The sequence below is a fragment of the Saccharibacillus deserti genome (assembly GCF_013618475.1).
Lineage (GTDB): Bacteria > Bacillota > Bacilli > Paenibacillales > Paenibacillaceae > Saccharibacillus > Saccharibacillus deserti.
In genome coordinates this window covers 1-18895 of sequence record NZ_JABJVN010000014.1, presented here as the reverse complement: position 1 = coordinate 18895, position 18895 = coordinate 1, and the positions used below count along the sequence as shown (strand labels likewise).

Here is an 18895-nt window from a genome sequence, read left to right as displayed (position 1 = left end):
ATCCTTCTTTTTGCGGACAAAAATTCAAGAATTTCGGATTTTTTTTCGTTTTCTTCACGAAATCGACAGATACCGCCATTTTCCGTTGAAACTCGTTATCAATACGTTAGGTTCGCGAAATGGTTTCAGCCTTTTGGAAGCCATTTCGAAACATTTGCCTTCATTTTGAAGGAAAAGGGTTTTTTGAACAAAAAAAGCATTTCCCGAAGAGGAAATGCTTTTGAAGCCGATTTTTTGAAAGAGGCAGCCGCCGTTATTTTTCGAAATAGTTGCCCGGCTTAACGCCTACCGTACGTGTCTTCGAGTCGACCGTCTCCAGCGTCACCAACGAGACATAATCCTCGAACAGACGCTCTTCCGAATCCACCGAACCCGAATCGAGCAGAACGCCCACTCCGGCAACTTCCGCATTGAACTCGGCCAGCAGGTCGATCATGCCGCGTACGGTTCCGCCCGCTTTCATGAAGTCGTCCACGATCAGCACACGGGACTTCTCCTTCATCGCCCGCCGCGACAGCGTCATCGTATGAATGCTCTTGTGCGAACCCGATACGTAGTTGATGCTCACCGCCGAGCCTTCCGTCACCTGATGGTCACGGCGAACGAGGACGACCGGCAGATTCAGTTTGGCACCCGTGGCGTAAGCGATCGGAATGCCTTTCGTTTCGACCGTCATCACCACGTCGATATTCTTCCCGCCAAAAATGGTCGCAAAAATATCGCCGATTTCGTTCACGAGATGCGGCTGCCCGAGCAGATCCGACATGTAGAGATAACCGCCCGGCAGAATGCGTCCCGGTTCTTCCAGCTTGCGGCAGACCTTGTCGATGATGCCGAGCGCCCGCTCTTCCGATACCCGCGGGATGTATTTGACGCCGCCTGCGGCTCCGGCCAGCGTCTGCAGCTCGCCCATGCCTTCTTCCTCGAACACTTCCTTGATAATCGCCAGATCTTCACTGATCGACGACTTTGCCGCTCCGTATCTTTCCGCAAAGGTCGTGAGCGGAATCAAGGTGTGCGGTCTTGCCAGCAGGAACTGGGTCAACTCTACCAATCGTGCACTTCGTTTTAATTTTTTCACTGGGGTTTCCTCGCTAAATCCGAATATTTTATAAAAAATATAACATCTTTGTACGTGTCTGTACAAGTGAGTCTTTTATGAAATTCCGAAAATAGCGAGTTTCGGTTAACAAATTCGGCCAAAAAGATTCGGATTGAATCCGGCTTGGGTTATCCCAGGGTTCTTACGGCGTACACTTCTTCGCAGAAACCCCGAAGCCCGTTGCAGATCCGCTTGGCTTTCTCTTCCTTGGCTGCCAGACCGAATACCGTCGGTCCGCTGCCGGACATCAGCACGCCGTCGGCTCCCAGATTCTCCATGACCTTTTTCAAACGGCCTACACCGGGATACAGCTTCAGCGTCACATCTTCCAGCACGTTGCCAAGACCGCCGCACACATCCCCGAACGAGCCCCGCTCCAGGGCATCCTTCATTCCCGAAGCCGAAGGATGGTTCTCGATCTGCGCCGCTTTGAGATTGCCGTAGACATCCGCCGTCGATACATTGATCGGAGGCTTCGCCAGAACGACCCAGCAGCGCGGGGGATTCGGGAGCCTTTCAAGCTTCTCTCCCCGGCCCGTAGCCAGCGCAGTGCCGCCGCGTACGCAAAAAGGCACATCCGAGCCCAGTTCGGCGCCCAGTTCTTCCAGTTCGGCCATGGACAGGCCAAGTTCCCACAGCCGGTTCAGTCCGCGCAGCGCGGCAGCGGCATCGCTGCTTCCGCCGGCCAGCCCGGCGGCTACCGGAATACGCTTCTCCAGATGCATATGCACGCCGCGGTTTATGCCGAAGCGCTGCCGCAGCAGGCGTGCCGCCTTGACCGCGAGGTTCTTGTCGTCCAGCGGAATATAACCCGACTGGCTCGACAGCGATATTCGGCTGCTGCCCGGATCGCTAAGCGTCAAACGATCGGCCAGATCGACCATCGTCATCACCATTTCCACTTCGTGAAACCCATCCTGCCTTTTATGTAAAACGTCCAGCATCAGATTGATCTTCGCCGGCGCTTTTTCGTAAATGTACAAGCTCTCCACCGCCCCTGCATTCTGACCGGAATCCCGGCTTCCCTCTCAAATTGAACTTTAGCTATTATATGCAAAATCGGACACGAAGTCTATTTCCCGAACCTGCCGCCGGTGTTCTTGAGACGAACAAAGGCGGCTTCCGCGTGAGCGAAAACCGCCTTTCTAAAAACCCGGGCGAATCAGACGCTGGCGTAAGCGATCGGCGTAGCCGAATCGTCTTTCATCAGCGAAAGTTCAACCGTCTCGGTCAAAACGTCAGCATAACTATAAGAAACGCGGCCCGAAGCATGTTCGGCTTCTTCTTCAAGCATAACTGTAAATACCGCCGGATAAGTTCCTTCAAGGACTCCGGTTTGCTCAACCGTCTTGCGTCGTCCGCCATTGGCGCGAAGCATGATACGGTGTCCTACGTGAGCGTCGAGACTGCGTTTGATATCCGATAGCGTTTGATGTGCCATTCTTCTCAACCACCTCTCTCAATACACTCAATTGTAACATTTTGAGAGTATCATGTCAAGGTAAATTAATCATTATAGCAGTATCATTTCTACCTTGTCAACGGGGGTTTTTGTCAATTCAGGCCGCCTTTTTGCAGCCGTTCAGCGCAGCCCTTCTCTGAGGAAAATCCCGCTCAACCGTGCGTATTCTTCGATGGATACGGTCTCTGCCCGGCGTGTAGGCGCGATGTCCGCCTCCTGCAGCAGCTGCTCCATCCGTTCACGCCCTTCTCCCGGGAAGTAGCGGGCGCGCAGGTTGTTGGCGATCGTCTTGCGCCGCTGTGTAAACGAAGCTTGGACCAGCGTAAAGAAATGCTCTTCGTCTTCCAGCTCGACCGGCGGCTTCTCGCGCACTTTCAAACGAATGACGGCGGACTCGACGTTGGGCTGCGGAATAAATACCGTGCGCGGCACGATGCACACCAGCTCCGGCTCGCTGTAATACTGCACGGCGATGCTGAGGCTGCCGTATTCCTTGCCTCCCGGCGAAGCAGACATCCGCTCGGCGACTTCCTTTTGGATCATGACGACGATATTCTCGAGCGGCAGTTTCTCTTCGAGCAGCTTCATGAGGATCGGAGTCGTCACGTAATAGGGCAGGTTGGCGACGACACTGACCTTCTCGCTGCATGCGAACGATTCCTCGAACAGCGCCTTCAGGTCCACCTTGAGTACGTCTGCCTGGCGGATCGTTACGTTGCCGTACGGGCTCAGTACGTCCTGGAGAATCGGAATGAGCCGACGGTCGATCTCGACGGCCGTCACTTCTCCCGCGTTCAGGGCAAGCTTCTCGGTCAAGGCGCCGATGCCGGGTCCGATCTCAAGCGCGCCTTTGGTCGTATCCAGATCGGCGGCAGCCACAATTTTACCCAGAATATTTTGATCGATCAGAAAGTTCTGACCGAGACTTTTTTTGAAAGAGAATCGGTGCTTGTCGATAATTTCCTTGGTTCGCTTCGGTGAAGCGATGCCTTCGTTTTCGTTCATGAACTCACGATCCTTCGTTTTCGATTTGGGACAGCGCATCGACGAACTCCCGGCGGGAGATCTGGAACATGCGCAGCCGATTGTGAAACTGTTTGCCGTTGCAGTAGCCGATGCCGAGCAGATTGCCCATGGCCATCCGTCTTGCAGCCGCTTGTTGGTGGACGATCAGTCCCGCTTCGATCAGGTCCTGCCAGTCGATCTGGCTCTCGCCGCCCGGCATCTCCGTGTGTACCCGTTCCAGCGCAAGGCGGATCGACTCCGGCGAAGCGTTCTCTACCCCGATGTCTCCTTTGCGGGTAGCATCGGCTTCGGGGATAAAAGCATGCTTGCAGCCGGGAACTTTCTGCGCCACGATTTTGCGGATCCGTTCGCCCGCAAAATCGGGGTCCGTCAAAATGATGACGCCCCTGCGCTCCATCGCAAGTTTGACGCGCCGAATGACCGCGGCTCCGATTGCCGATCCTCCGGTCTCGATCGTGTCCGCCTCGACCGCCCGCTTAACCGCGACCGTATCGTCGCGCCCTTCCACGACAATCACTTCTTTGATCATGTTCCCTCTCCTTCGTCTTTCATAACAAAAAGAAGAGGAGAACCTCCTCTTCTTCGGTTTCGTTCCTATACGGTTGAGTATAACACCCTGCGGACGTCAGCGTAAACGCCCGCGCCGGATTCCTTATCGGGAAAACGATTTACGGCTTGTTCGGTCCGATCACGTAAATCGTCAGACCGGACTTGCGGCCGAAGTTAAGCGCCGCTCCGAGACTGTCGTAATACATGTCGATCTTCTTGCCTTTGATTGCACTTCCCGTGTCTTCCGCTTTGCGGTAACCGTAGCCTTCGATGTAGACCCACCATCCCAGCGGGATCACGTTCGGATCCACGGCGATCGTGCGGCCTTCCGCTACGGTCGTGCCTGTTGCGGTACGCGTACCGATTCCAGGTTGTTCCGAGGAATAGGCAGTCGCGGCTACACCGGTCAGCACGGTTTTATATTCGAATCCTTTGGAAGAAGAGGACGTTGTTTTCGCGGCAGCTGCCGGAGCAAACGTCTTCTCGACGACCGGCTCTTTGGTACCGACGGCGATAATCTCATTCTTCGTTTCGGTTTTGACTTTTTTGTCGACGACGTACTTCGTAACAAATTCCCCGTCTTGGTAGACTTTCTCGAGGGTATGGATCACAACGCCTTCAACGCCGGCTTGAACCGTTTTGGTCTTGCCTTTGAGCAGCGAGGAGTCTTCCTTCTCGATCGTCTTGTAAGGAACTTTGATTTCCTGTTCGGCCGTAAACTTGTTGATCCGGTAGACCGATACGTTCGCGTTCTCCGTCAGCGGAGTCGTGGCGCCCGGATATACCTTGTCGTTCTCGTCGAGTTTGACTTCCAGAGCCGACAAAGCCGATTCTACGGTTCTTTCGGTCGTATAAGTCGTTTTGGACTCGCCGCCTACCGTAACCTGGATCGGAATAGCGGTCGTGATCTCGATCTTGCTGTCTTTTTCAACAGCCGAACTGAGCGGAACCGAAATCTTGTCGTGGGTTCCGAACCCGACTTTCCAGTCTGCGAGTGCAGCTTCAACCGTCTTCTCGGCGGTATAAGCCTGTTTGCTCTTGCCGTCGACCGACAGGGTCACCGGAACGGCCGAAGTGATTGCGACTTCCGCGCCGCTTTGCAGTTCCGAGCTGACCGGAACCGAAATCTTGTCAAATTGGCCCAGCTTCACATTCCAGCCTTCCAGCGCGGCCGAAACGGTTCTGCTGGTCGTATACCGCTGTTCGCTTTTGCCGTCGATCGTCAGGGTAACCGGCAGAGCCGTTGTCACGGAAATTTGGTCTCCGTCCTGAATCGAAGCGCCAAGCGACATCGATACGTCGTCTTGCGGTTTGAGGCTGAGCGAATGCTCGTCCAGCACTTCCTGCAAACTGCCTTTGTGCGTGGACAGCGTTTGTTCTTTTCCGTCTACAATCAGCACGATCTGCTTTTCGGCCTGCGCATACAGTCCGAGCAGCACCATCGTTACGAGCGCAACGACGAATAATGCGACACCCAAAATCTGAAGCCCGTTCTGGCGTTTCCAACGCCAAGCGTAAGTCATGCTGGATGATCGTGAACCATGGGTGTCTTCTTTCGTGAAAATGCCCACTCTTCCGTCCTCCTCCATAGCCCCGCCGTCAAGTATATACATGAGAAAAATTGACGTGACTACTTGCTATTTTTTCGTAGAAACGTCCAGGACCAAAACCGGGGGTTCCCGATTTCTTCCGCTCCCTGCTCCCGATTGCCGTTCCGCTTCAACAAAGCGGCCCGGTTTCGGCCAAGACGGCCGGCCGGCCGTTTCTACGTTCATCCCGTTCTAAAAGCCCAGCCATTACTTCCACACTTATGTACGCTGATCCCTCGGCAGAAACTGCCATAAAACAAAAGAAGCCTGGAGAAGAGCACTTAAGAAGTCTTAAGAGGACTCTTCCGCGGGCTTCCCTCTTATAAAATCGACGAGTTGACGATCTGAGGAAAACATAAGGCGCGTGGCTGCCTCTCTCTTATTTTACGCTTACGAGGTTAGCTGTCGGGTTCGGACGAAGAGAGTCATCCTATGGAGGTTGTTCCGCTCATGGCGAGAAGTTCTCCAATTCACCCCGTAGACCCAGTTGAAAAAGGAATCGACCACGGCTGCTTGATCCGGACGCAGAGCGTCGGGTTTTACTCGGGCAGGCCGCTTCGGGTTCCCCCGTTCTTCGTTATGTTTGACGAAGATTCAGCGAGACGGTACATGAATTTATCGGATTAACCGAACATACGGCCGGATTAATCACTGACAAGATAATAGCTTTTTTCGCAGTCGTTTGTAAAGGCGGCCGTTTTGACGTTTTTGAGACTAAAAGGTTAAAAAATTGTAATCTTCTGTCCTTTTTCGGGCCAAAGAGATTAATATCTCGTAAATACTCCCGTTTTTACCCGTTTTACTCTCTTTCTTGTCCGATACCAAAAAGCTTATTGGCATTTTTCGTTGTGCAATCGGCAATTTCTTCCAGAGAAACGCCTTTTAAGAGAGCAGCGGTCTCGGCGACCAGACGAACATAGGCGGTTTCGTTTCGCTTCCCCCGATACGGATGCGGAGTCAAATAAGGAGAATCGGTTTCGATTAGCAGACGGTCCATCGGCGTCTTCTCAAGCACCTCTTTGGGCTGCTTGGCATTCTTGAAAGTGACCGGTCCGCCGAACGAAAGATGGAAGCCCATATCCAGGCAGATCTTGGCCGTTTCCCAGCTGCCGGAGAACGCGTGCATGATCCCTCCGACTTCCGACGCGTTTTCTTCTTTCAGGATCCGGATCGTATCTTCGTGAGCTTCTCGATTATGGATGACGATCGGCAGTTTAACCCGTTTGGCCAGCGCGATCTGCTCCCGCAGTACCCGATGCTGGACATCCTTCGGCGATTTGTCCCAATGGTAATCAAGTCCGATCTCGCCGATTGCGACCACTTTCTCATGACTGCACAGCGATTCGATCCATTCCAGGTCTCCTTCCTGCATATCGATCGCATCAACCGGGTGCCAGCCGATGGCCGCATAGACGAACGGATACTTTTCGGCCAGAGCCAACGTGGTCGGAATCGTCTCCCGGTTGAACCCGATATTGACCATCCGGCCGACTCCGGCTTCGACGGCACGGGCAATCGCCTCGTCGCGGTCTTCCTCAAATTCGGGTGCATCCATATGGGTATGAGTATCGAATAACATGATCAGATCCCCTTTTCATAAAAATGGGCAGCCGGGTAAGGGCCGCCTGATTCGTTTTCACAGACTTTTGCCTGTTTTGCAAAATGCTGAAACTTCTAAACAGCAAGCCTATTTTTCTTCAAAATCGCTCTTAATCCGGCGAAATCGGGAAAATTGACGCAATTTCCGAAGGAAGCTGCCCGATGACTTCGGCCAGTTTGTGGTGCGGATAATAGAGATGGTATTTTCCACGATGCAAGCCGCTGATCGATCTGATGATATCGGAAACTTCGGAAATTTCTCTCAATTCATCCTGTTTATTGAGCAATAAAATCTGGCTTCCGCGTTTCGAATCGTCCGGACGGAATACATCGTAGGGCAGGTCGGTTGGAAAATCGATTTCGAAGTCGTAATTCGGGTTCAGACCGGCTTGCTCGAAGCTGCTTCGAATCCGGTGAATCGTCTCCATGTCGATCGAATCGACTTCTACATATTTATACAGCCTGCGGTGGAGGAACCGGCAGCACAATTCGCTCAAGATCGAATCGGACTCATCGCTCCACTGCATAAAGGTCGTTTGAATAAGCGCTTCATCCAATTTCAGATATTCTTTGACCGTCAACCTGTCTTCAAATAAACCGGGAAGCGGTTGGGGCAGGAAAGCGAAGGCGTATTCCTCTTGATACAATTCTCTCGCCCGGCGGAAAATCTGGCGCAAAATGATTTCCGAACTTCGCGTTACCGGGTGGAAATAAACCTGCCAATACATCTGGTAGCGCGCCATCAGATAGTCTTCGACAGCGTGCATCCCCGATTCTTTGACCACGATTCTTCCATTATAGGGACGCAGCATGCGCAGAATCCGATCGATATCGATGGTCCCGTAATTGACTCCGGTGAAATAGGCATCCCGAAGCAGATAATCCATCCGGTCCGCATCGAGCGGGCTGGTAATCAGGTTCACGACAATCTCTTGTTCGTAGTCTTTGCGGATGACCGAAGCGACCCGTTCGGGCAGGTCTTCCGACACCTCGCGCAGCACCCGGTTAACGTCCGTGTCGCCCAGAATGATTTTGCAGGTCCAGTCTTCATGATGCATATGGAAGGCTTCTTCGATCGAGTGGGAAAAAGGCCCGTGTCCCAGGTCATGCAGCAGGGCGGCACACATGGCGACCATGTTTTCTTCGACCGGCCAATCCGGATAGTTGTTGCGCTCGAACTGGGAGATAATACGCCGGGTGATCTCGTAGACGCCGAGCGAATGCGAGAAACGGCTGTGTTCGGCCCCATGAAAAGTCAGATAAGTCGCTCCCAACTGGCGGATCCGGCGCAGTCTTTGGAATTCCGAGGTATTGATGAGCGACCAGATGGTCCGGTCCTGCACATGCACGTAATTGTGCACGGGATCTTTGAATACTTTTTCTTCACGCAGAGGTTTGATATAGTTCGGCATTTTTCTCACTCCTTTAAGCGGAACTCATAAATACCCTATTTTTTGTCGTATATTGTCTTAAAGACGGCATCCTTTTCCCAGTTCTGTCATTTGAGCTTCTGAAGGCCTATTTTTTGATTTTAAGCGAATTTCCAAGAATTTTCTCAGGTAAATTTTATTTTTTATCAAATTTTAAGGAAAGATTCGATATTTTTGGGTTGACTGTTCTGGGAAACATTGTTATTATGAGGAGCATAAAAGCTAGAACATTGTCGAATAATGGCATTGGGTGAATGCACAAGCCAAAACGCCTTCTTTTCAAGACGGATCGATTCGCCGCTTGCGTCATCTCCGCTAACCTTTTAAATTTACATTTTCCGGGGGGCAACCTATTATGATGAAATCGACTGGCATTGTAAGAAAAGTAGACGAATTGGGCCGTGTCGTAATTCCGATCGAACTGCGCCGTACTCTGAGCATCGGCGAGAAGGACGCGCTCGAAATCTACGTCGACGGAGAACGCATTATGCTGAAAAAGTACGAACCGGCCTGCATCTTCTGCGGAAATGCCGATAACGTCACTTATTTCAAAGGCAAAATCGTTTGTTACGACTGCGTATCGGAAATTCCCGCTCCGGTGACCAAGTAAACTTTTTGTACCCAACCGATTCAAGGTAACAAGTTTCATCCAATTCCGTTAATTCTAAACTTTTTGATATCTCCTTGCACCTCTGGGCATCCGGCTTTGGCTCCCAGGGGTTCTTTTTGTGTCAATCAATCCAGCAGCGCGTTATAGATATCCCGTTTGGAAAGTCCCCTATCTGCTGCCGTTTTCTTCATGGCGTCTTTGCGCGAAAGGCCTTCCTGTTTCTCGTAGTGGGCCACATGATCTTCAAGCTCCAGAGTCTGCCACCAGGCGTCGCGTCGCTCCTGGGCCTGCTGATGGCTTTCTCCTTCGACCGCGATGCAGTATTCGCCGAGCGGCGGATACTCGTTCATCCGCTGAAGCAGCTCGTCCAGCGTGCCTCGGGCCACCTCTTCGTGCCGCTTGGTCAGCTCCCGCGCCAGTACGGCTTTTCGGGGGCCCCAGGCTTCGAGCATCGCTTCCACGGTCTTGATGACCCGGTGCGGCGATTCGTAGAACAGCAGTGTTCCTTCAAGTCCGCCCAGCGACTCCAGCGCTTCGCGCCGGTCTTTGTTGTCGCGCGGCAGAAATCCGGCAAAGGTAAACCGTTCCGTCGACAGACCCGAGACAATCAGCGCGGACAGCGCGGCGTTGGCTCCCGGTACCGGAACGATGGCGATTCCCGCCTCGATGGCAAGCTTGACCAGGTCCGATCCGGGGTCGGAAACGGCCGGCAGACCGGCATCGCTCACCAGGGCCAGATTTTTTCCTTCTATTATATAGCGTATCAGTTCGGGCCCGCTGGCCGCCTTGTTGTGCTCATGATAGCTGAACAATTTCTGCGGCACAATTTCGAAATGCGTCAGCAGTTTGCGTGTCTGCCGGGTGTCTTCCGCCGCGATCAGTTCGCATTCTTTAAGCGTCCGCACCGCCCGGTATGTCATATCTTCCAGATTGCCGATCGGCGTTGCCACGAGGTACAGCGTACCGGCACCGTTTCCGTTCGGTTCGAAGCTTTTTTGCACCTGCATCATAAACCTCCTTCTGACCGGCGCATCGCCCCGACCTGCTGCTCTTTATGCGAATAAACAGGTTGGATCAGCGTGCACTTTTTCCGTAATAAATCGTCATAATTTCTTCACAGTATTCGCCCTGTTCGTTGTATACGATCAGCGGCGGCAGAATACGCATCTCGGGCTTGCCGTCGCGCAGGCCTTCGACCAATACCATATTGGCTTCCATCCCCGCCCGCGGATGCACGAAACGTACCCGTTTCGGCTCAATCTTGTACTGCCGCATCAGAGTCAGGATATCCGCCAAGCGATGCGGCCGGTGAACCATCGACACTTTGCCGCCCTGTTTGACGAGCCGGCCGCAGGCTTGGACCACATCTTCAAGCGTGCAGTGAATCTCATGCCGGGCAATCGCTTCGTGCCGGTTCGCTTTGATCTCGCTGCCGGTCAGCGCCGTATACGGGGGGTTGACCGTTACCGCGTCATACATGCCGTGTCCCGCCGTTTCATGGAAAGTCTTAAGATCTGCCGTATGGATCTTGATCCGATCCTGCAGACGGTTCATCGTGATACTGCGCTGCGCCATATCCGCCAGACGCTCCTGAATTTCCACACCCTCGATCGAAGCCTTTGTCCGTGCCGACAGCAGCAGCGGAATCACTCCGTTGCCCGTACAGAGATCAAGCACGCGCCCTCGTGCCGGGATCGAAGCAAACCGCCCCAACAGCACGGCATCCATCGAAAAACTGAATACCTCGGGACTTTGAATGATATGCAAATTCTGCGTCAGCAGATCATCGACGCGCTCCCCTTCATGCAGGGGAACATTTTCATATTGTTTTTCCATCTTTCAAACGCTCCTCTTTCAAAAAAAAGCCGCTGGCAAAAAACGCCGCGGCTTTCAGGCTGATTCCGGTTTATTTATTTAAAAAAGACAGGCAGAACAAGCAATCGCCCTCCGTACGCAGATGGCCGTAGTACACGTTGCAGATATGGAATCCTTCGTGATACAAGCGGGCCAGGTTGTCGTACCCTTCGCCGACCGTGTCGCTCGCTTCCTCATCTTTCTTGATCGGTTCGCTGAGGACGTTGAACGGTTCAAGGCGGGCACCGGAGATCGATTCTACCGGGGCTTCCCTTTTCAAGATCTTCCGCAGACGTTCATTTTCGGTAAGCAGCCGATGATTATCTTCCATCAGTTCCTTGACCGCCTGCTTCATTGTGCCAAGTTCGTCCTTAAAGCTTTCCACTTGTGTTTCCATCTCGTGTATTTGCGCGAAGACATTTTTCTTCTCCAAGTAAACTCCACCCCAGAGCGGTTCCGATTGACTTACTTGACGACGATGTCGTCCATGGACAATTCTCTCACCTTGCTGACCTCGAACAACTGCACATGCACCATCCGTTTACCGGCATTGATGCCGACGACCTTGCCTTCTCCGAGCGAAGTGACGACCAGCTTGCCGACGGCAGGCATTTCTTCCTTCGTTGCCTCGTAGTTATCGTGCTCAAACTTCAGACAGCACATCAATCTTCCGCACAGACCCGAGATTTTGGTCGGGTTCAGCGACAGATTCTGATCTTTGGCCATCTTGATCGATACCGGTTCAAAATCGCCCAGCCAGGAAGAACAGCACAGCACTCTTCCGCACGGTCCGATTCCTCCGAGCATCTTGGCTTCGTCGCGAACCCCGATCTGCCGAAGCTCGATCCGGGTCCGGAAAATACTGGCCAAATCCTTGACAAGTTCACGGAAGTCGACACGGCCTTCGGCCGTAAAGTAGAAAATGATCTTGTTGCGGTCGAATGTGTATTCCACATCCACCAGCTTCATTTTCAATCCGTGATCCTTGATTTTATTTATACAGGTGGAAAAAGCTTTGCGGGCGGCTTCCTTGTTCTCTTCCACCACGCGCGCGTCCGGTTCGCCGGCAATACGAATCACCCGCTTAAGCGGAAGCACGACATCGCTCTCCTGCACCTGTTTCTTTCCGACGACAACCTTGCCGTACTCGACACCCCGTGCCGTTTCCACGATCACGCATTGTTCCTGCTCGATCGGAAACTCCAGGGGGTCGAAATAATACACTTTGCCCGCCTTCTTGAAGCGGACTCCGACTACACTGTACAAAGCTAAACCTCCCTTGCGCGCATTCAAAACGTTCGGCTTCGGGCTTGTTCGCCCGGACCTCTTGCTCAACGTCCTGGCTGCTCCGGTTCCTTGACCGCGCCGCGGCTTCGTCTACCGAACCAAAAAACCGACTCCGGCCAAGGGTCCCGTTTCTTGACCGATGCCGGTCAGGAAACCAGATTAACCAAAAACTGCTCAAGACAAAGCTGGTTGTTCATGTTGGATTTGAGCTTTTTTTTGCTGTCTGCGGTCATGGACATACTCGATATCCAGTATTCCGCACTGCGGGAACCTGCCACTTGGGAGATAAACTCCAGCTGATCTATGAAAACGATGTGCTCGCGCCGTTCCGATTGAACGTAAATCATATCTCTAAACCACAAATGGAAAAGATCGAACAGGCTGTCGAGATGCTCGCCGAGCCCCGCCTTGAACACCTGCTGTTGGGCGGTAACGAGACTTGCGCCATTTCGGCCGATCGAATCCTTCCCTAATTGTATCACTACATTTCTTATTTCTGCAAACCAATTCTCTGCCGCAAGCGCTTTGCATTCTTCGGGTCCGGGAGTCAGGTAAGCCGCGCAGCGCGCGGCCGGAGTCGCCAGCCCTTCGGCGGCCAGTTCACCGAGAATAAACTCCGCTCCCATAGCCGTAAAAGGAACCAGCTGTACCCGCGAGCGGATAGTGGGCAGCAGCGTTTGGGCATTTTCCGCCAACAGGATCGCCACGGCCGGAGCCGGAGGCTCTTCCAGAAATTTAAGCAGACTGTTCGATGCCTGCACGGTCATCTTGTCGGCTTCATCGATGATATACACTTTGCGGCCGTTCGAACCGGAGCGATAAGAGAACATCTTCTGCAGCTCGCGAATCTGTTCGATCTTGATCGAGGCTCCATCGGGGCCGATGGCCTGCAGATCCGGATGATTGCCATGCTCTACCTTGCGGCAGCTGAGGCATTCGCCGCAGGCGTCGCCGAGTTCCGGCCCCCGTTCGCACAGCAGCGCCTGGGCAAACGCATCCGCTGCCCGCCGCCGCGCGCTTCCGCCCGGACCGCTGAACAAATAGGCATGCGAGATCCGCCCGCTGCGCAGGCTGCTGCCGAGCATAAGCTTGGCGGTCTCCTGACCGCCGATTTTTTGTAAAGACATCAGGGTGGGTCTCCTTTATAGGAGCTCGCCTTATTCGAATTCGCCCGGGTTGTTTTCCTACGGAAAGCCAAAAGTCGCTCATTCGAATAAGGCTCGCTTGGTGGTTTGAATAAGTACAAAACAAACGGATAAAAGAATGACGCCGCATAGCGGCGTCATTTCATCGAACACAATCAAGTAGCTGCTTTAGAACAGTAAATTCATGAGCAGTCCGCGTACTTCACCGATCTGCTCCAGCAGACCGATACGGCCTTCTTCGCTTGCGAGCAGTTCGTCGGCCATCGCCAACAGCTTGCCGTCGATTTCGTCGATCAGCTTGTATCGCTTGGTTCGGCCCAAACGGTCCCAACCTTTGGTGTCTTTCATGCCGACTCCGCGGCGAACGGTATCTTCGAGGAATCTTTTTACCATCGTCCGGTACGCTTTAAGCTCGCGAATCGTCATGGACCGGGCCAAACGGTCTCCCTGCCGGTTAATTTCCTGCATGCGGCGGCCAAGCTCATCCTGCGTAGCCTGCGCTTCCTGATGACGAACGGCGTCGGCAAAGCTGCGCTGTTCGACCGGACGTACATTCGTTTCCGGCGTAATCGGCGTATTGTTTAGGGGACGAAATCCCGGGTTGATTTTCATCGCTTATCCCTACCTTTTTTATCCGTGAAGACGAGCGGTCTCCTTCAGGAGAACCGACTTCGCTCCAGGGCCGGCTGTCCGCCGGTGAAATGGTCGTTCCAACAGTCGGGCTTGTTTTTGGACGGCCGGCAGGACAGCCCTTGCTCCATACATTCCCCTACGGGGATGTACGGCTTAGAAATGTTCGAAACGGTCGACCGGAAGCACGAATACCGTCGCACCGCCGACCTGCACTTCGACCGGAAGCGGCAGATACGAATCTGTCGTCCCGCTCATCGGCGTAACCGGTGTCACGAGCTGCTCACGCACTTTACAGCTGTTGCGAATAACGCCCATCACGGCTTCGACCTGGCTGTCATCCACCCCGATGAGAAAAGTCGTATTTCCCGCTCGCAGGAAACCGCCCGTACTGGCCAGCTTCGTTGCCCGGAAATTCGATTTGACCAACTCGCCCGACAGACGGTTGCTGTCTTTATCCTGCACGATCGCGATAATCAGTTTCATCCGTGATCCCTCCCTTTCGATTGGACTTTCCGCTTGTAGACGGAAAAAGTCGTATGTTCCATATTCGACACCGCTGCGGCAAAATCCTGCCTGACGGATTCGGAAAGGTACGTTTTTTCAAAAAAATCACGTGTGCGTCCAAGGTTAGAAAAGAAGATCGTCCAATACTCTTTTTATATCGGCAAAAACGGCCTTTTCGTTTTGCGAAGCGTCCACAGGGGTGAACTGCCCCTCATATTCGCGGATTAACTGCAAATAACCGTCGCGAACCTTGCGGTGAAAATCTTCCGCTTCCAGATCGAGGCGATTGATCTCTCGCCCGTCGTTCTTCTCGTGAATGCGCTGCAGACCGATTTCCGGCGGCACATCGAGGTAGATGTTCATATCCGGCCAATATTCGAACCCGTCCACATTGATCGCCAGCTTGTTGATATCCAACACGGCCGCTCCCAGCTCCCGGCCATAGCCTTGGTAGCTGAGCGAAGACATGACATAACGGTCGCAGATCACGATCTTGCCCGCCTCAAGTGCAGGAATGACTTTCTGCAGCAGATGTTCCCGGCGTGCCGACGCGTACAGCATACACTCGGTCAAACCGCTCATGGCATTGTCCACGTCCAGAATCACGCTGCGGATCTTCTCCGCTACACTGACGCCGCCCGGCTCCCGCGTAGAGATAAAGTCGGCTCCGCGCTCGCGCATATACCTTTCAATATTGCCGATCTGCGTCGTTTTGCCGCTTCCATCCGGCCCTTCCAACACTATAAACTTACCCGAATGCTTCATGTTTGGTTACCGCCTTCTGTCATTTTGTGCTGATTCTTGGGGCAAATCTCTGAAAAAGAATCCGCCGTCTTCCTTGACTGCCGAAGGCAGCCGAACTTTGCGGGAAAACGGAGGGATTTGACGCTGAACGCTGGGCTCGTTTGCAGAGCCTTTGCTTTATCGTTTCGTGACCCGCAGTCGCTTCAGCGATCCGTCCGCCGCTCCCTGAAAACGTGCCCCGGCCTCGCGCAGCCGCAGCAGATGCGCGGCTACCTCTTCCGAGATGCGTTCCCCCGCATATACCAGCGGAATACCCGGCGGATAAGGGACAATCATCTCCGCGGCCGTTCGTCCTGCCGCGTCTTCCAGCACTACGGCTTCCGAAGCTCCTGCAGGCCGCAGGTCAAAAAGAACCGGTTCCGAGATCGCAGAAACCGTCGGCTGCGGCAGATTGGCCGCCGCTTCGGACCTGCTGGCGCGGGGTTCCTGCGCGGAAACCTCCGGCTGCGCCTGAAGTTCGCGCTGCAGTTCCTGCAGCGCCGCGACAAGCCTCCCGGCATCGTCCATGCCGGAGCCGGCTCCAAGCGCCAGCACCGTGCGGCGCTCGTCGCTCATTTCCGCTATGCAGCCCGCGGCCGCCAGCCGCTGCTGCAGCGCGTAGCCGCTCAAGACTCGCCGTTTGTCATAGACGGCGATCTTGAGCGGGTCCTGTTCGGCGTAGGCGTGCTTCGCGCCGCCGCCGAACGGATTGCCGCGCCGCCGCGAAGCCGGCGCGCCCTCTCCGGAATCGTCCGGCGCCTCCGGCCGGACGATTCCGAACCGCTCCAGCCGCCCGAGCTCGCGGCGGATAAAAACGGCCGCTTCCAGGGCTTCGGCGAATGCCCCTGCGCCCCGGCGCTGGGTCTCGCTGCGCGCCAGATCCAGCGAAGCCATGATCGGATACGACGGACTGGAACTCTGAATCATCGCCAGGCGTTTGCGAAGCAGCCCCCGATCCAGCAGATCTCCCTGTACATGCAGCATCGCGCCCATCGTCAGTGCGGCAAGCATCTTGTGCGTCGACTGCACGACGCCGTCCGCTCCTTCCTCAAGAGCGGAAGCCGGAAAAGCGGGATGCAGCCCGTAATGGGCCCCGTGCGCTTCGTCCACGAGCAGCGGGACACCCTGCTTATGACAAATTTCGGCGGTTTCGCGCAGAGACCGGCCCATACCGTAATAATTCGGCCGGGTAACCAGCACGCCTCGCGCCTGGGGATACCGGACTAACGCTTCTTCCAGTGTCCGGTCCTCCGGCAGTATGGCCAGCCCGCTGTGGGGATCGCTGTCGGGAGCTGCGAATACCGCCCGTGCCCCCGCCAGCATGAGTCCGTTCAGTACCGACTTGTGCACATTTCGCTGAACAATCAGCACATCTCCCGGTTCTCGGCATACGGTCAGAATCAGAGCGAGATTGCCTACCGTACTTCCCCCCACCAAAAAGAACGTCTCCTCCGCCCCCCAAAAATCCGCCGCTTTTTGCTGCGCTTCACGGATCACGCCTTCCGGGTCGTGCAGATCGTCCGTTCCTTCGATTTCCGTTGCATCCATCTTCCATATATCCGAGAAGCCTGCCGGCACGCCGCCTGACCGGTCCCGGTAAAAATGTCCGTCCTTATGGCCCGGCACATGAAAAGAAACTTCTTCACGCGCAGCGTAACGGAGCAGCTCCGCATACAGCGGGGCATCCTGGCTGTCGAACCCGTTCATGCCACGCCTCCTGTCTTTTCGTTTCCACTCTTTCCATTGTACCCGATTTGAACCTTCCCCTGCACCGGATTTTCCGCTCTTCCCATACAGCGAAAGCAATTTTCAATCTTCCGATTGCCGCTTCGATGCGTTATGATAAGAAGAGCCAAATTTCCATTTTGGAAACGTGTGATGAGAAAGAGGAAGGAAGGTCGGACATGCTCGAGCAACAGCGCGAGAACGGGAACGCCACGATCTATCAATATCAGCTTATCAAAAAGTCTCATATCCCACGGCCGCTTATGCTGCTGTATTTATTGTTTCCTATTCCCGCCCTGCTTGCCGGAACGTTCTGGTTTTCCTGGCATGCCGTCGTTTATATGCCGATCGCTTTTTTCCTTGTGCTCTGGATCCATTTTGTCGTATCGAATTCGGTACTTCTGATTCGCGGTCCGGTCTATCGCAAAAAGTGGCGCCTGCGCTTCTCCGGCGTCTGGTTCGGCTTCCTGCCCGATCAGCATACCGGTTCTTCGGTAATCCAACAGGTGCTGATGCAAAGTTTATGGATCGGATTTGTGTTCATCGGAGTTCTGGCCGCCTGGATTCCGCTTGCATTGACTCTGGCTCTGCTGTTCTGGCATTTATGGTTTATGGCGCCGCGGATTTCGGTACTCCTCGGTATGCGCGGACAGCGCAAAGACATCATGGTCAAACTCAACGCTCAAGACATCTCTTATTACGTTCAATAATCGCTTTTGCATACAATCAAAGAAAGACCGGGCCCGACTATTGAGTCGGAAGCACCGGTCTTTTTATTCAGCTTCTATTTCTGTCTCGCTTCCATCTTCTGCGGCTCTTAATTTTCTTTGGGAACCAGCACCGTCAAGTAGCTGCCTTCAAGCGATAAATGTACGGTCGTATTGCCTTTCGAAAAAATCAGGATCGGATTCGCTTCTTCCCTGTTTTCTTGATCTGTCTCTTCTGTCCATCCCCAGGCTTTGATTGCGTTCAGATAAGCCGGCGGGATCTGATCCAGGCTATCCAACCCGGGTACCGAATATCGTACGTAACTCATTTTTGTATTATCGGCCGTTACATCTGTTTTACTCGCTTCTTTTGGCACGGGAAAGCTTTCTTCAATCGTTGCACCGTTGTAAACCGCCCAGGACGAAGGCTCTTCCGAGGTGCATCCCGCTAGAAGAAGAAGTGAACTGCAGAATAGGCAAAAGGCAAACGCAGACACCTTTCGCTTCATATTCAATTCCCCCTTACATCGCTCTGCGCAATTCTTTGCGAATCCCCATATAGTTCTTCTCTCCCGGTTCTAAATTCCCTGCTTGTAACCGTGAGTCCCCCAGAAAAACCGGCGATTCTTATGCAGATTTTGACTTTCGTCCGGATTAAAAGACGTTAAAAGACTTTTAATCCATTTCACCATTATACCTACTATCTAAAAGTGAACGGTTACAAATCTGTCATCGGCCTGCTGAAGCCTCCTATAAGCTAAGCGAAGTTACCCAGACAGCGTCTTTGGACCTATGCCTCATTGCTTTTCTTATACAAAAAAGCCTTTACCGCGATCACGGTAAAGGCTTTTTCTTTTCGGCTTGGCAGCTTCCTACTCTCCCGGGACCCT

The 18895-nt window shown here is 53.7% G+C and carries 20 protein-coding genes and 1 riboswitch; of the genes, 2 read left to right on the top strand and 18 right to left on the bottom strand.

Going from position 1 to position 18895, the window contains the following annotated elements; genetic code table 11:
* Positions 1 to 253: 253 nt before the first annotated feature.
* The 8 genes from purR to HOP44_RS22145 all read right to left on the bottom strand — a co-directional run bounded on the left by purR (position 254) and on the right by HOP44_RS22145 (position 8739).
* On the bottom strand, positions 254 to 1081 hold the full coding sequence (gene purR, locus HOP44_RS22180; RefSeq protein ID WP_172257473.1) for a pur operon repressor: 828 nt from the start codon (positions 1079 to 1081) through the stop codon (positions 254 to 256).
* Between the two features lie 149 nt (positions 1082 to 1230).
* The gene (gene ispE / locus HOP44_RS22175) at positions 1231 to 2085 is read right to left on the bottom strand and encodes a 4-(cytidine 5'-diphospho)-2-C-methyl-D-erythritol kinase (protein WP_172257471.1); all 855 of its coding nucleotides are present in this window, start codon (positions 2083 to 2085) and stop codon (positions 1231 to 1233) included.
* A 179-nt stretch (positions 2086 to 2264) separates the two neighbouring features.
* Complete coding sequence (locus tag HOP44_RS22170; RefSeq protein WP_150235547.1) at positions 2265 to 2543, bottom strand: Veg family protein; 279 nt, start codon at positions 2541 to 2543, stop codon at positions 2265 to 2267.
* A gap of 141 nt (positions 2544 to 2684) precedes the next feature.
* Positions 2685 to 3569, bottom strand: coding sequence for a 16S rRNA (adenine(1518)-N(6)/adenine(1519)-N(6))-dimethyltransferase RsmA (rsmA, locus tag HOP44_RS22165; protein WP_172257469.1), 885 nt, complete (start codon positions 3567 to 3569; stop codon positions 2685 to 2687).
* 4 nt (positions 3570 to 3573) lie between these two features.
* Positions 3574 to 4119 (bottom strand): ribonuclease M5, encoded by a 546-nt coding sequence (rnmV, locus tag HOP44_RS22160; RefSeq protein ID WP_172257467.1) that lies wholly within the window; start codon positions 4117 to 4119, stop codon positions 3574 to 3576.
* 139 nt (positions 4120 to 4258) lie between these two features.
* Positions 4259 to 5710, bottom strand: coding sequence for a ubiquitin-like domain-containing protein (locus HOP44_RS22155; protein ID WP_172257465.1), 1452 nt, complete (start codon positions 5708 to 5710; stop codon positions 4259 to 4261).
* Positions 5711 to 6100: 390 nt separating this feature from the next.
* A riboswitch (cyclic di-AMP (ydaO/yuaA leader) is annotated at positions 6101 to 6338 on the bottom strand.
* A gap of 189 nt (positions 6339 to 6527) precedes the next feature.
* Positions 6528 to 7307: a TatD family hydrolase gene (locus HOP44_RS22150; protein WP_172257455.1), complete on the bottom strand. Its 780-nt coding sequence runs from the start codon at positions 7305 to 7307 to the stop codon at positions 6528 to 6530.
* A gap of 130 nt (positions 7308 to 7437) precedes the next feature.
* Entirely contained in the window at positions 7438 to 8739 is a 1302-nt protein-coding gene (locus HOP44_RS22145; protein WP_172257453.1) for an HD domain-containing protein, read from the bottom strand.
* Positions 8740 to 9112: 373 nt separating this feature from the next.
* Here HOP44_RS22145 and HOP44_RS22140 point away from each other — a divergent pair, with 373 nt between their 5' ends.
* A complete protein-coding gene (locus HOP44_RS22140; protein WP_172199290.1) occupies positions 9113 to 9367 on the top strand; it encodes an AbrB/MazE/SpoVT family DNA-binding domain-containing protein in 255 nt (84 codons plus the stop codon).
* Between the two features lie 125 nt (positions 9368 to 9492).
* On the opposite strand, the gene rsmI is transcribed toward HOP44_RS22140, so the two are convergent.
* The 9 genes from rsmI to HOP44_RS22095 form a co-directional block, all read right to left on the bottom strand.
* Positions 9493 to 10374, bottom strand: a complete 882-nt coding sequence (gene rsmI / locus HOP44_RS22135) for a 16S rRNA (cytidine(1402)-2'-O)-methyltransferase (RefSeq protein ID WP_172257543.1) — start codon at positions 10372 to 10374, stop codon at positions 9493 to 9495.
* A gap of 67 nt (positions 10375 to 10441) precedes the next feature.
* Positions 10442 to 11203, bottom strand: coding sequence for a tRNA1(Val) (adenine(37)-N6)-methyltransferase (locus HOP44_RS22130; protein WP_172257451.1), 762 nt, complete (start codon positions 11201 to 11203; stop codon positions 10442 to 10444).
* 70 nt (positions 11204 to 11273) lie between these two features.
* Entirely contained in the window at positions 11274 to 11654 is a 381-nt protein-coding gene (locus HOP44_RS22125) for an initiation-control protein YabA (RefSeq protein WP_172199296.1), read from the bottom strand.
* A gap of 32 nt (positions 11655 to 11686) precedes the next feature.
* A complete protein-coding gene (locus HOP44_RS22120) occupies positions 11687 to 12487 on the bottom strand; it encodes a PSP1 domain-containing protein (protein ID WP_172257449.1) in 801 nt (266 codons plus the stop codon).
* Positions 12488 to 12654: 167 nt separating this feature from the next.
* Positions 12655 to 13635, bottom strand: coding sequence for a DNA polymerase III subunit delta' (holB, locus tag HOP44_RS22115; protein WP_172199302.1), 981 nt, complete (start codon positions 13633 to 13635; stop codon positions 12655 to 12657).
* 186 nt (positions 13636 to 13821) lie between these two features.
* Positions 13822 to 14265, bottom strand: a complete 444-nt coding sequence (locus HOP44_RS22110) for a YaaR family protein (protein WP_172257447.1) — start codon at positions 14263 to 14265, stop codon at positions 13822 to 13824.
* A gap of 174 nt (positions 14266 to 14439) precedes the next feature.
* Positions 14440 to 14769 (bottom strand): cyclic-di-AMP receptor, encoded by a 330-nt coding sequence (locus tag HOP44_RS22105; protein ID WP_172257445.1) that lies wholly within the window; start codon positions 14767 to 14769, stop codon positions 14440 to 14442.
* A 144-nt stretch (positions 14770 to 14913) separates the two neighbouring features.
* Positions 14914 to 15555, bottom strand: coding sequence for a dTMP kinase (gene tmk, locus HOP44_RS22100; RefSeq protein WP_172257443.1), 642 nt, complete (start codon positions 15553 to 15555; stop codon positions 14914 to 14916).
* Between the two features lie 156 nt (positions 15556 to 15711).
* Positions 15712 to 17280 (bottom strand): aminotransferase class I/II-fold pyridoxal phosphate-dependent enzyme, encoded by a 1569-nt coding sequence (locus HOP44_RS22095; protein ID WP_172257441.1) that lies wholly within the window; start codon positions 17278 to 17280, stop codon positions 15712 to 15714.
* A 197-nt stretch (positions 17281 to 17477) separates the two neighbouring features.
* Between HOP44_RS22095 and HOP44_RS22090 the strand changes: the two genes are divergently transcribed.
* On the top strand, positions 17478 to 18008 hold the full coding sequence (locus HOP44_RS22090; RefSeq protein WP_172257439.1) for a hypothetical protein: 531 nt from the start codon (positions 17478 to 17480) through the stop codon (positions 18006 to 18008).
* A gap of 107 nt (positions 18009 to 18115) precedes the next feature.
* Here the strand turns inward: HOP44_RS22090 and HOP44_RS22085 are convergent, their stop codons facing one another.
* Positions 18116 to 18514, bottom strand: coding sequence for a hypothetical protein (locus HOP44_RS22085; RefSeq protein ID WP_172257437.1), 399 nt, complete (start codon positions 18512 to 18514; stop codon positions 18116 to 18118).
* Between the last annotated feature and the right edge of the window lie 381 nt (positions 18515 to 18895).

What these genes read in the sequence shown, in the direction of transcription:
- holB (WP_172199302.1), bottom strand. Translation starts at nt 13,635, where the DNA reads ATGTCTTTACAAAAAATCGGCGGTCAGGAGACCGCCAAGCTTATGCTC.
- tmk (WP_172257443.1), bottom strand. Translation starts at nt 15,555, where the DNA reads ATGAAGCATTCGGGTAAGTTTATAGTGTTGGAAGGGCCGGATGGAAGC.
- HOP44_RS22170 (WP_150235547.1), bottom strand. Translation starts at nt 2,543, where the DNA reads ATGGCACATCAAACGCTATCGGATATCAAACGCAGTCTCGACGCTCAC.
- HOP44_RS22130 (WP_172257451.1), bottom strand. Translation starts at nt 11,203, where the DNA reads ATGGAAAAACAATATGAAAATGTTCCCCTGCATGAAGGGGAGCGCGTC.
- HOP44_RS22150 (WP_172257455.1), bottom strand. Translation starts at nt 7,307, where the DNA reads ATGTTATTCGATACTCATACCCATATGGATGCACCCGAATTTGAGGAA.
- HOP44_RS22085 (WP_172257437.1), bottom strand. Translation starts at nt 18,514, where the DNA reads ATGAAGCGAAAGGTGTCTGCGTTTGCCTTTTGCCTATTCTGCAGTTCA.
- HOP44_RS22145 (WP_172257453.1), bottom strand. Translation starts at nt 8,739, where the DNA reads ATGCCGAACTATATCAAACCTCTGCGTGAAGAAAAAGTATTCAAAGAT.
- rnmV (WP_172257467.1), bottom strand. Translation starts at nt 4,119, where the DNA reads ATGATCAAAGAAGTGATTGTCGTGGAAGGGCGCGACGATACGGTCGCG.
- HOP44_RS22095 (WP_172257441.1), bottom strand. Translation starts at nt 17,280, where the DNA reads ATGAACGGGTTCGACAGCCAGGATGCCCCGCTGTATGCGGAGCTGCTC.
- rsmA (WP_172257469.1), bottom strand. Translation starts at nt 3,569, where the DNA reads ATGAACGAAAACGAAGGCATCGCTTCACCGAAGCGAACCAAGGAAATT.
- HOP44_RS22105 (WP_172257445.1), bottom strand. Translation starts at nt 14,769, where the DNA reads ATGAAACTGATTATCGCGATCGTGCAGGATAAAGACAGCAACCGTCTG.
- rsmI (WP_172257543.1), bottom strand. Translation starts at nt 10,374, where the DNA reads ATGCAGGTGCAAAAAAGCTTCGAACCGAACGGAAACGGTGCCGGTACG.
- HOP44_RS22140 (WP_172199290.1), top strand. Translation starts at nt 9,113, where the DNA reads ATGATGAAATCGACTGGCATTGTAAGAAAAGTAGACGAATTGGGCCGT.
- HOP44_RS22090 (WP_172257439.1), top strand. Translation starts at nt 17,478, where the DNA reads ATGCTCGAGCAACAGCGCGAGAACGGGAACGCCACGATCTATCAATAT.
- HOP44_RS22110 (WP_172257447.1), bottom strand. Translation starts at nt 14,265, where the DNA reads ATGAAAATCAACCCGGGATTTCGTCCCCTAAACAATACGCCGATTACG.